The sequence below is a fragment of the Bartonella sp. AP57NXGY genome (assembly GCF_042195805.1).
Lineage (GTDB): Bacteria > Pseudomonadota > Alphaproteobacteria > Rhizobiales > Rhizobiaceae > Bartonella.
Genome location: NZ_JBHIOZ010000034.1, coordinates 3,269 through 15,721, shown reverse-complemented (window position 1 = coordinate 15,721; position 12,453 = coordinate 3,269). Strand labels below are relative to the sequence as shown.

The 12,453-nt window shown below is 39.0% G+C and carries 9 protein-coding genes; 5 read left to right on the top strand and 4 right to left on the bottom strand.

Annotation, left to right across the window (positions count from 1 at the left end):
- Positions 1-520 precede the first annotated feature (520 nt).
- Positions 521-1,303, top strand: coding sequence for an ATP12 family chaperone protein (locus ACFIL8_RS05130; RefSeq protein WP_375638225.1), 783 nt, complete (start codon positions 521-523; stop codon positions 1,301-1,303).
- Between the two features lie 34 nt (positions 1,304-1,337).
- Here ACFIL8_RS05130 and ACFIL8_RS05125 read toward each other — a convergent pair whose 3' ends face one another.
- The 4 genes from ACFIL8_RS05125 to uvrA form a co-directional block, all read right to left on the bottom strand.
- Positions 1,338-1,883: a hypothetical protein gene (locus ACFIL8_RS05125; protein ID WP_375629043.1), complete on the bottom strand. Its 546-nt coding sequence runs from the start codon at positions 1,881-1,883 to the stop codon at positions 1,338-1,340.
- Between the two features lie 156 nt (positions 1,884-2,039).
- The gene (gene glnA, locus ACFIL8_RS05120) at positions 2,040-3,449 is read right to left on the bottom strand and encodes a type I glutamate--ammonia ligase (RefSeq protein WP_375611514.1); all 1,410 of its coding nucleotides are present in this window, start codon (positions 3,447-3,449) and stop codon (positions 2,040-2,042) included.
- 59 nt (positions 3,450-3,508) lie between these two features.
- Entirely contained in the window at positions 3,509-3,847 is a 339-nt protein-coding gene (locus ACFIL8_RS05115; RefSeq protein ID WP_015856528.1) for a P-II family nitrogen regulator, read from the bottom strand.
- Between the two features lie 1,064 nt (positions 3,848-4,911).
- The gene (gene uvrA, locus ACFIL8_RS05110) at positions 4,912-7,827 is read right to left on the bottom strand and encodes an excinuclease ABC subunit UvrA (protein WP_375613111.1); all 2,916 of its coding nucleotides are present in this window, start codon (positions 7,825-7,827) and stop codon (positions 4,912-4,914) included.
- A 330-nt stretch (positions 7,828-8,157) separates the two neighbouring features.
- Here uvrA and ssb point away from each other — a divergent pair, with 330 nt between their 5' ends.
- The 4 genes from ssb to ACFIL8_RS05090 all read left to right on the top strand — a co-directional run.
- Positions 8,158-8,664: a single-stranded DNA-binding protein gene (ssb, locus tag ACFIL8_RS05105; protein ID WP_375611516.1), complete on the top strand. Its 507-nt coding sequence runs from the start codon at positions 8,158-8,160 to the stop codon at positions 8,662-8,664.
- 228 nt (positions 8,665-8,892) lie between these two features.
- Positions 8,893-11,676, top strand: a complete 2,784-nt coding sequence (gyrA, locus tag ACFIL8_RS05100) for a DNA gyrase subunit A (protein WP_375689055.1) — start codon at positions 8,893-8,895, stop codon at positions 11,674-11,676.
- A 24-nt stretch (positions 11,677-11,700) separates the two neighbouring features.
- The gene (gene coaD / locus ACFIL8_RS05095) at positions 11,701-12,219 is read left to right on the top strand and encodes a pantetheine-phosphate adenylyltransferase (RefSeq protein WP_375613109.1); all 519 of its coding nucleotides are present in this window, start codon (positions 11,701-11,703) and stop codon (positions 12,217-12,219) included.
- The coding region (locus tag ACFIL8_RS05090) for a peptidylprolyl isomerase (RefSeq protein ID WP_375689053.1) at positions 12,209-12,453 on the top strand (245 nt) is incomplete at its 3' end. The genes coaD and ACFIL8_RS05090, both read left to right, overlap by 11 nt.

The window sequence follows — 12,453 nt, the reverse complement described above, 5'->3', positions numbered from 1 at the left end:
TATAATTTTGTCTGTTCATTATTCTATCATGCCGTAAAACATCGTTGTTTAGGGGAGTGATTGAGCAGGAAAGTTCTATGCAGGGTATTTATTGGATATGTTAGAGAATTATTGGAATGGTTAAGCGAAGGTGAATGACACGTAAACCGCACTGCTCTATCATTTTTTAGATGAGCAGCGTTTTTGAATCTGTTCATATTGATAATACTATTGTAGGTGAATAATAAGCAAATTGGTAAGGCGTGAACATCTTTGCCATAAAACTCAATATATTTAACTTCTTAATTAAGATAATACTTTTAGAAATTGTTTTACTATTATGATTGTATTAAATATATAAAAGGCAATCATCATTGTCTTGTTTGTAAAAGAAACATGAAATATAACTCTTAAGTTAGATTGAGATTGGCAAGATTTTTTTCTTCTTTGGAATCGTTAAGAAGGTCAGATTAAACCTTATTCAAGCTACAGAACCTAAAGAAACAGTCGTTTTTTTTGAAAAGATCAGAGGTAAACAAATATGCGTGAGATTTTGGATCATGTTGATATGCCATTGAATAAGAAGAGTTCTGTTCAAAAGGTTCAAAATCTTTCATGCCAATCACACCCAAAACGGTTTTATAAGCAAGTGAAGATCGCGTTTGAGGAGGCCGGCTTTACGATTTTGTTGGATGAACGTCCCGTAAAAACGCCCGCAAGGCGTCATTTTCATGTGCCAACAGAAGTGTTTGCTGAATATGTTGCTCAGGAATTTGAGAACCAAAAGCACGTTGTTGATCCTGCAAAAATGCCGATGACGCGTTTGGTTAATACTGTTATTGATGGTATCGCTGATGATATGCAGGTGGTTTTTGAAGATTTATTGCGTTTCGTTGCATGTGATATGATCTTTTATCGTGCACAGACACCTAAAGAGTTGGTGCAAAAACAATCTGAACAATGGGATCCTTTATTAGATTGGGCTGAAAAAAAACTAGGTGCAAGGTTTTATTTGACAGAAGGGCTGATGCATGTGGAACAATCACCAGAAGCACTTCAAGCAGTCAGTAATTATTTACGTAGAGTTGAGTCTGCTTATATGCTTGCTGCACTTCATATGATGACAACATTAACGGGATCTGCTCTCATTGCTCTTGCTGTTGCAGCGGGAAACATTGATGCTGATCATGCTTGGTCTATTGCCTATTTAGATGAAGATTGGATGATGGAGCAATGGGGAACGGATAAAGAAACAATAGCACGCCGTTCTCATAAAAAAGTTGAATTTAATGCTGCTGCTACAATTGTTACAACTTGTTTATAGGGGAAAATCTTTTATTTACGTGCATTCTTTTCGCTCAGAGTATTTTTGTGACTTTTTGAGGATTGGTTTTTACTTTATCAAGTCCAGGAAATAGTTCATTGGTTATGGTTAAGAGCGCTTCGTCATTACCACGGATAAAATACCATTGGTTATCGTGAAGTAGGGCAATAATTTCAGTTTGAATAGAGCATTTTTTTCCAGCATTTGTTGTGGTTACAAGCTCCACGGGTATAACAAAATAAGGGGTACCATTATCAAGGGTACCTTCACGTTTTTGTTTTTGATCAATGTTGATCGTTTCAATCTTGTAACTTTCTGCCAACCGTTCTATTTGGCTTTTCATGATTTGTAGAAATTGTGATTGATTAAGATTTTTTTGGGCGGTTAAGCGGTTGATGACTTGGGGAGGAATAGCATTTAAGATGGCATTTGCATCGGCATTTTTAAGTGCTTTACTATAAGCAGATGTTGCTTTCTCAAGAGTTGTAAGTTTTTGGTTGGTTATTGTATGTGCTTTAGTTGTTGATGTGATAAAGACAATGCATAAAAGAACGGGAACGAGAAAACAAATTCGCGGCATTAGAAACCTTTGTTAATTCATTTGAAGAGATTCAATACATTATAAAAGAAAAGCGGGCGAGCAAAAAGCCTCTTGCGCTTTTGTATGAGAAGAATATCCACAAAAATGGAGGCTTTTGCCTCCACTTTAAAAATCAAAAGAATACGTATTAATTGTTTAAACAGAATAGTACATATCAAATTCAACAGGATGGGGTGTTGTTTCGTAACGCAAGACTTCTTGCATCTTTACTTGAATGAAGGAATTAATCTGATCATCATCAAAAACGTCGCCAGCTTTAAGAAAGCCACGATCTTTGTCAAGTGCTTCAAGCGCTTCACGCAGGCTTCCTGAAACAGTAGGGATTTCTTTAAGTTCCTTTAAGGGAAGATCATAAAGATCTTTATCCATAGCATGTCCGGGATGAATTTTGTTTTTGATACCGTCAAGACCAGCCATTAAAAGGGCTGCAAATGCCAAATAGGGATTTGCTGTTGGGTCTGGAAAACGAACTTCTACGCGTTTTGAATTTGGTGAGGAGCTCATTGGAATACGGCAAGATGCAGAACGATTACGTGCTGAATAGGCAAGAAGAACAGGAGCTTCATAACCAGGAACCAAACGTTTATAGGAGTTTGTAGATGGGTTGGTAAAAGCATTTATTGCTTTTGCGTGCTTAATAACACCACCGATAAAAAACAGACAGGTTTCTGATAGTCCAGCATATTCATTTCCTGCAAAAATGGGTTTGCCATCTTTCCAAATGGAAATGTGGACATGCATTCCAGAGCCGTTATCACCAAAAACTGGTTTTGGCATGAAGGTTGCTGTTTTCCCATAACTGTTTGCTATTTGATGTACAACATATTTAAAAATTTGCATCTTGTCAGCCTCGCGAACAAGTGTATCAAAACGAATACCCAATTCATGTTGGCCCGCTGCTACTTCGTGATGGTGTTTTTCGACCTGTACACCCATATCTTTGAGTGCTGTGAGCATTTCAGAACGCATATCTTGGCAGGAATCAATCGGCGGAACAGGAAGGTAGCCTCCCTTTATTCGTGGGCGATGCCCTAGATTTCCTGTTTCATATTCCGTATCATCATTAGAGGGAAGTTCACTTGAATCGAGTTTAAACCCTGTGTTGTAAGGGTCCGTTTTATAGCGCACATCATCAAAGATAAAAAACTCTGCTTCTGGACCCACATTGATTGTATCTCCAATGTTTAAAGATTTCATATACACCTCAGCCCTTTTGGCGATAGAACGAGGATCTCTACGATAAAACTCACCAGAGACAGGATCAAGTACATCACAAAATATGACCAAAGTAGATTGAGCAAAAAAAGGATCAATATGTGCTGTTGCTGGATCTGGCATTAAAACCATGTCAGATTCATTAATTGTTTTCCAACCAGCAATTGAAGAACCATCAAACATGACACCATCACTAAAAGTATCCTCGCTGATCTCTGCGATATCCATTGTAATGTGATGCAATTTTCCTCGTGGATCAGTAAAACGTAAATCAACAAAACGGATTTCGTTGTCTGTAATCTGTTTGATAATATCTGATGCGGTTGTCATATTCAATTTCCTTAATATGGCGTTGAGGTGGATAAAAAAGTGAATTTTCCTGTTATTTATTAAAGGGCATCGATACCGGTTTCGTCTGTGCCTATACGAATTGCATCATCAATGGAAAAGACAAATATCTTTCCATCCCCTATATGTTTGGTTTGAGCTGCTTTACGTATTGCATCAACAGTTTGTTCCAGTTTTTCATCGGACACAACAATTTCAATCTTTACTTTAGGTAGAAAGTCAACAACATATTTCGTACCACGATAAAGTTCTGTATGTTCCCTTTGACGACCAAAACCTTTCGCTTCTGTTACTGTAATACCATGTAACCCAATTTTTTGAAGCGCTTCTTTCACTTCATCAAGTTTGAAAGGTTTTATAATGGCTTCAATTTTTTTCATGCTGAAATTATCTCCAACGTTATTTTGTCTTTTTAGACTGCATCACATTATATTGACAACTGTAAGATGTCCAACAGATACTTTGTGCACAAAAAGTCGAAAATAATGACACTCTATGCTCTGTTAGGAGAGTTTCTTTTGTAGAATACAGCCAAATACTGTTTTTTGGGAAAAAAACTTACAATTCTTATACAGAATTCAAATAATATAATAAAAGAGTTTTGTTTCTTTTTTATTAGATAATATCTTGACTTATAAGGATAATTAGACGCTCTCCACATTGAATGAGAAACTCTAATAGCGTAAGATTTTCTCATTTTAGATCTTTTTATCGTCAATCAATCAAAACGATACTTTTATATATCATAAATAGTTATGAGTGTGTGGATAACAACATTTGAAAAAAGAAATAAAATGCTTTTTATGAAAGCTTTCGATAATTAAAGGCTTTACAATATTAGGGAGTAGGGAAGACAAATATTGGAAAAGAGTGTGATGATGCCGATTCATAAATGTAAAGATGGTGGTGTATAATAATGAGTTTATCATTATAGCATTCATAGGAGCCGTTGTGAAATGGGCTTGAGAGCATTGAGAAATGTTTCTTTAAAACAGATGTGGGAATTGGCAACGCAAATATATTCCGTTTGGGGCGTTTTGTTCCTTCGTGAGGAATGTGATCTTCATTAAGGAACGCGATAAATAAAAGTGTGAAGCAATGGCAATCTTCATTATAAGATATTGCTGTGGATGCCTTGGAAAATCATAAAGATAAATTAAAAGGAAATGGAAATATAGAAATTTATTTATACCCTTAAAACTTCATATTCTTCCCAGTTTAGGTTGTCTGGTCGTTTCAGGTATAAACAAAACAGAGAATAAATACGCAATTATGTGCGCGTTCCTATTTGGCAATACGACAACTGAAACAGCTTATAAAGCGCTAAATTGTTTTTAGTCTTTGCTTCAAACGTGTTGCACCACTGGAATTAGGTGTTGGTTTACAGGTAATAATAAAAGTACAGGCTTTGTTAGTATGCTGTATTTTACAATAGAAAGCGTTTCTAAGAATTGGAATTATAGAGAGATGGGCGCAGTAAAACATGTTTTAGAAATTTTCCCGTATAGGAAGCGGGAACCTTAATGATGTCTTCAGGGCGTCCAATTGCAACAATTTCACCACCGCGATCTCCACCTTCTGGTCCTAAATCAATAATCCAGTCGGCTGTCTTTATAACATCAAGGTTATGTTCAATGACTATAACTGTGTTGCCTTGCTCGACTAGTTCGTGAAGCACTTCAAGAAGTTTGGAAATATCATGAAAATGTAAACCTGTTGTCGGTTCATCCAAAATATAGAGTGTACGTCCCGTTGTTTTACGAGAAAGTTCTTTCGCAAGTTTTACACGTTGTGCTTCCCCACCAGAAAGTGTGGTTGCTTGCTGTCCTACTTTTATGTAACCCAATCCTACTTTAATGAGAGTTTCCATTTTATTATGAATAGCGGGAATAGCTTGGAAAAATTCCTCTGCCTTTTCAATTGTCATATCCAAAATATCGGCTATAGACTGTCCTTTGAATTTTATTTCTAGTGTTTCTCGGTTATAGCGTTTTCCTTTACAGACATCGCAAGTAACATAGACATCAGGTAAAAAGTGCATTTCAATTTTGATGACTCCATCACCTTGACATGCTTCGCACCGTCCTCCTTTAACATTAAATGAAAAACGCCCAGCTTTGTAACCGCGGGCTTTTGATTCTGGAAGATCGGCAAACCACTCACGAATCGGTGTAAAAGCACCTGTATAGGTTGCGGGATTAGAGCGTGGGGTGCGTCCAATAGGAGACTGGTTGATATCGATGACTTTATCAAGAAATTCTAATCCTTCAATTTTGTCATAGCTGGCAGGGCTGTGATGAGAGCCCATGATATGATGTGATGCTGCTTTGAAAAGCGTTTCAATAAGAAATGTTGATTTTCCTCCTCCAGAAACACCAGTTATGCATGTGAAGGTTCCAAGAGGAATATTCGCATTGATATTTTTGAGGTTATTGCCTTTGGCGCCGATGATTTTAAGTGTTTTCGTTTTTGATATTTTGCGTCGCTCTGTCGGCATTTTAACAGCCATTTTTCCTGAAAGGTATTGGCCTGTGAGAGAGGCTGAATTTTCTATAATTTCCTGCGGTGTTCCTTGCGCTATGATTTCTCCACCATGAACGCCTGCGGCAGGCCCCATATCGACAACATAGTCTGCTGTGAGAATAGCATCTTCATCATGTTCAACAACAATAACTGTATTGCCAAGATTACGCAAATGGCGCAGCATTTCCAACAGGCGTTCATTATCGCGTTGGTGTAAACCGATAGATGGTTCATCTAAAATATAAAGAACGCCTGTAAGACCAGAACCAATTTGGGATGCCAACCGAATGCGTTGGCTTTCTCCCCCTGAAAGCGTTCCTGAATTTCGAGACAAGGTAAGATATTCCAATCCTACATGATTTAAAAAAGCCAAGCGTTCACGAATTTCTTTTAAAATACGTACGGCGATATTACGTTGTTTTTTTGTGAGATATTGATGAACATTGGCAAACCAATCATCTGCCTTTAGAATAGAAAGATCTGATATTTGCCCAATATGCATTCCGTTTATTTTTACAGCAAGTGCCTCTGGTTTTAAACGATAACCGTGACAAGCTGGGCAGGGCGAAGAAGACATATAACGTTCGATTTCTTCTCGAGACCAAGCAGAATCGGTTTCTTTCCAGCGTCTCTCCATATTAGGGATGATTCCTTCAAAGGGTTGGGTCGTTTTATGCGAACCAGAATTATTTTTATAGATAAAAGAAATTTCATCTCTTTTTGTACCGTAGAGAATAGCCTGTTGTGCTTCATTAGAGAGTTCACACCATTGATCTGTGAGTTTGAAACCGTAAGCTTTTCCTAATGCTTCTAAGGTTTGTTTATAGTAAAGTGAATCTGACTTAGCCCAAGGGGCAATGGCGCCATTCTTGAGGGTAAGATTTTTATTGGGCACAATTTTCAGTGGATCCATTGCTTTTTTTATGCCCAGTCCATCGCAGAGAGGACAGGCGCCAAAAGGATTATTGAACGAAAAAAGGCGTGGTTCAATTTCAGGAATAGAAAAACCCGATACAGGGCAGGAAAACTTTTCTGAAAAAATGAGCCGTTTGTGTGTATCATTTTTTGATTTATGAGCAGATTCCTTTGTTGTTTCTTTTTGTGCTAAGGGTTGGTCTGCCATTTCAGCAATGGCAAGCCCATTTGCTAGCTGTAAACAGGTTTCTATACTATCAGCCAAGCGAGAGGTGATATCCTTCTGTACAACAATGCGGTCTACCACGACATCGATGTCGTGTTTATATTTTTTATCCAGAGGTGGAATATCAGGGATTTCATAAAACTTGCCATCAACTTTAGCGCGTTGAAATCCTCTTTTTAAAAGTTCTGTTAGCTCTTTTTTATATTCTCCCTTTCGTCCTCGCACCAAAGGGGCCATAATAAAAATTCGCGTTCCTTCTGGTAAGGCCATAATTTGATCCACCATTTGGCTTACTGTCTGGCTTTCAATAGGAAGTCCTGTCACAGGAGAATGAGGAATACCAATACGTGCAAAGAGAAGACGCATGTAATCGTGGATTTCAGTAACGGTACCTACTGTTGAACGAGGATTGCGACTGGTTGTTTTTTGTTCAATGGAGATAGCTGGAGAGAGACCGTCTATGCGGTCGACATCGGGTTTTTGCATGACTTCCAAAAATTGGCGTGCATAGGCTGAAAGGCTTTCGACATAGCGGCGTTGTCCTTCAGCGTAAATTGTATCAAACGCTAAGGATGATTTCCCTGATCCAGAAAGTCCTGTTATAACAATGAGTTTATCACGAGGCAGATCGAGATCAATATTTTTAAGATTATGCTCACGTGCACCGCGAATGGAGATATATTTTTGATGAGTCATACTTTATCCTTGGCATATGTGGCAAAAATTGAGCACCTAAAATGGAATAAAACTGTTTTTTTAGAATTATAATGTGTTTAACTGCTTTAATGCAAAAGGAAGGTATAAGTTTTGTGAAAAAAATACAAATGAGCAGCTTTTTATTCTCTCGTGGTGGAATAAACTATGCGTTTTTATCATCTTTTGTTATAATTACACTGAATACAATATTGGTAAAGGATAGCAATACCCATATTGATGGTCAATTGCGACATGTAAATTGAAGGTCAAGAGGGTTATAACTGTTATAGAACAGAGTATTTTACAAATTAAAATTTTGGAGTTTATGCGATGGCTGGTAGCCTTAATAAAGTTATTTTGATTGGTAATCTTGGTGCGGATCCTGAAATCCGCCGTTTGAATTCTGGTGATCAAGTGGCAAATCTGCGTATTGCTACTTCAGAAAGTTGGCGCGATCGGAATACAAATGAGCGAAAAGAACGCACTGAGTGGCATAGTATTGTTATTTTTAATGAAAACCTTGTCAAAGTTGCAGAGCAATATTTAAAAAAAGGCAGCAAAATTTATATTGAGGGGCAGTTACAGACACGAAAATGGCAAGATCAAAATGGAAATGACCGTTATACAACAGAGATTGTTTTGCAAAAGTACCGTGGCGAATTACAAATGCTTGATGGGCGGGGAGCTGCGAGCGGGGAGCAAGGAGCAAGTCAAGGGGGGAGTTATAGTGGTGGCTTTGCCGATAGTCACTCAAATCAGAGAAATGCTTTTGGTCAAAATAATAATCAATTGGGAGAAAGTTTTTCACACAAATTAGATGATGACGTCCCTTTTTAAGAGTCTTTAAATTGCAGTATTATGATCATTTTATGGTTTGCTTGTTCAGATTTTTGAAGTTTAGCGAAGTGAAAATTGTTAATTATTATTGGTAATTTAAAATATAATTAATAACATCTTGAAAAATATTGTTAAATTTCTTTTTTGTCATGGGAGAGAAATTAGCATTTTTGTGTATTTTTCGCTATAAATAAAGTGAAATGATTCTTTTTTGAAAGTTTTGAAATTGTGACCGATCTTACTCCACACCCAGAACGTGATGTGCTAACCGGTATTGAACCAATCAGTATTATTGATGAAATGCAACGCTCCTATCTCGATTATGCGATGAGCGTGATTGTTTCACGTGCACTCCCTGATGTCCGTGATGGTCTTAAGCCTGTTCATCGACGTATCCTTCATGCTATGAATGAGATGGGGCTTTCTTTCAATAAGTCGTATCGTAAATCTGCTGGTGTTGTTGGTGAGGTTATGGGGAAATTTCATCCCCATGGTGATGCTTCAATTTACGATGCATTAGTGCGTATGGCGCAGGACTTTTCTTTAAGAAATCCATTAATTGATGGTCAGGGAAATTTTGGTTCCGTTGATGGTGATCCACCCGCGGCTATGCGCTATACTGAGTGTCGTTTAGAAAAAGTTTCAGAAGAACTTTTAGCTGATATTGATAAAGATACTGTTGATTTTCAGGATAATTACGATGGGCGTGAGCGTGAACCGGTTGTCTTGCCAGCGCGTTTTCCCAATCTTTTGGTTAATGGGTCAGGGGGGATTGCTGTGGGAATGGCAACCAATATTCCTCCCCATAATCTTGGTGAAGTCGTTGATGGTTGTATCGCTTTGATTGATAATCCCGATATCACACTCGATAAAATAATTGAAATTATTCCTGGTCCGGATTTTCCTACAGGGGGTATTATCCTTGGCCACTCTGGTGTCCGTTCAGCTTATGAAACAGGGCGGGGTTCAATTATTATGCGTGCTAAAGTTGATATTGAAGAAATTCGTAGTGGTCGGCAGGCAATTATTGTGAGTGAGATCCCTTATCAAGTTAATAAGGCCACAATGATTGAGAAGATGGCCGAATTGGTGCGCGATAAACGCATTGAGGGAATCTCTGATTTGCGTGACGAATCGGATCGTGATGGATATCGCGTTGTTATTGAGTTGAAAAAAGATGTTGTTGCGGAAGTTGTTTTAAACCAATTATATCGTTATACGCCGCTGCAAACTTCCTTTGGTTGTAATATGGTTGCGTTGAATGGGGGAAAACCCGAACAGATGACGTTGCTTGATATGCTTCGTGCATTTGTTTCTTTTCGGGAAGAAGTTGTCAGTCGGCGAACAAAATATCTTTTGCGTAAAGCGCGTGAGCGGGCCCATGTTTTGGTTGGTCTTGCCCTTGCAGTTGCCAATATTGATGAAATTATAGCGCTTATTCGCAAAGCTCCTGATCCACAGACAGCACGTACACAATTAATGGAACGACGCTGGCCAGCGATGGATGTCGCGCCTTTGATTAAACTTATTGATGATCCTCGTCATATTATCCACGAGGATGGTACTTATAATCTCTCTGAAGAACAGGCACGTGCTATTTTAGAATTGCGTTTGCAACGATTGACAGCCCTTGGGCGTGATGAAATCGCTGATGAATTGAATAAAATTGGCGTGGATATCGCTGACTATCTTGAGATCTTGGCATCACGCGTACGCATTATGTCTATTGTTAAGGATGAGTTGAGTGCTCTTCGTGAGGAATTTGCAACGCCGCGACGTACCGTATTTGGTTTTGGTAGCGCTGAGATGGAGAGTGAAGATCTGATCGCACCAGAGGATATGGTGGTAACGGTAAGCCATAGTGGCTATATTAAGCGTGTGCCTCTTAATACCTATCGTGCACAGCGACGTGGTGGTAAGGGGCGTTCTGGTATGTCCACGAAGGATGAGGATTTTGTAACGCGGTTGTTTGTTGCCAATACGCATACTCCGGTTCTTTTCTTTTCATCACGTGGGATTGTTTATAAGGAAAAAGTTTGGCGGCTGCCGCTGGGGACACCCCAATCGCGTGGGCGGGCTTTGATCAATATGCTTCCTTTACAACAAGGTGAGCGTATTACAACGATTATGCCTTTGCCTGAAGATGAAGCGAGCTGGAGTGCATTAGATATTATGTTTGCGACAACACGTGGAACTGTGCGTCGTAATAAATTATCAGATTTCGTTCAGGTTAATCGTAATGGTAAAATTGCGATGAAACTTGATGAAGAAGATGAAATTCTTTCTGTTGAAACCTGTACAGAACATGATGATGTTGTTCTAACAACAGCCAATGGACAATGTATCCGTTTTCCAGTTGTTGATGTTCGGGTCTTTGCTGGGCGTAATTCTGTGGGAGTTCGTGGTATCAATTTAGCTAAAGGCGATAAAGTCATTTCGATGACAATTTTAGAGCATGTCGAGGCGACGTCCATTGAGCGTTCTGCTTATATTAAACGTGTAATGAATGAACGGCGTGCTTCTGGTGCAGATGCTGATGTTGAAGATATTGTCATTCTGGATGATGAGGATGGGGGGGCTGAAACAGAGTTAACAGATGAACGTTATGCAGAACTTCATGCACGTGAACAAATGCTTTTGACGGTGAGTGAGTTTGGTTATGGTAAACGCTCTTCTTCCTATGAGTTCCGGATTTCGGGACGTGGCGGAAAAGGGATTCGCGCAACAGATCCATCTAAAACAGCTGAAATTGGTAAATTAGTAGCGGCTTTTCCGGTGAAGGCGCAAGATCAAATTATGTTGGTATCAGATGGGGGGCAGCTTATTCGTGTCCCTGTTGAGGGAATTCGTACTGCTGGGCGCTCAACTAAGGGAGTCACAATTTTTAATACAGCCAAAGGTGAAAGAGTCGTATCGGTTGAACGTATTTCTGAACCTGAAGATGATACGAGTTCATTAGATGATGAAGGTGAGAAGCATTCTGATACAGTTGATATGAGCGAAGAAAAATAATTTTTAAGAGGAAGGAGTAAAGTCATGAAAATTGCTCTTTACGCGGGTTCTTTTGATCCTCTTACAAATGGTCATCTTGATGTTTTGAAAGGGTGTTTTGTGTTAGCTGATAAGGTGGTCGTCGCTATAGGGATACAGGCTGACAAAAAAACACTCTTTAGCTTCGAAGAGCGTGTTGATTTCATTACGCAGGTCGGGAAAGACTTATTTGGTGCAGATTCTAATCGATTGCAGGTTCTTTCATTTAGCAACCTTCTCATTGAGAAGGCGCGTGAAGTTGGTGCTTCATTTCTCATTCGTGGATTGCGTGATGGTACTGATCTTGATTATGAAATGCAAATGGCAGGAATGAATGGTGTTATGGCTCCTGAATTGCAAACTGTTTTTTTGCCGGCAAGTGTTTCTGGGCGCGCGATAACGTCTACATTGGTACGCCAAATTGCCTCTATGGGAGGTGATGTGACACCATTTGTACCGCCCAATGTTGCACAAGCTTTGCGCTCGAAATTCCAGTCTTTAAAGGAGAATAAGTGTGTCTCGTAGAATTTTTGCTGTTTTGATATGTGTGTTTTGTTTTTTTTCATTGTCTGCAGTCGCTGGTAATCCTAGCCCAGCAAGTGATGCAAGCCTTCTTGTTTTATCTCTCAAAGATGGTGATGTCATTATTCGTCTGCGTCCTGATTTGGCGCCAAAGCATGTTGCGCAAATCAAAAGATTAACAGAGGAGGGGGCCTATAATAATGTTGTGTTTCATCGCGTTATTCCTAATTTCATGGC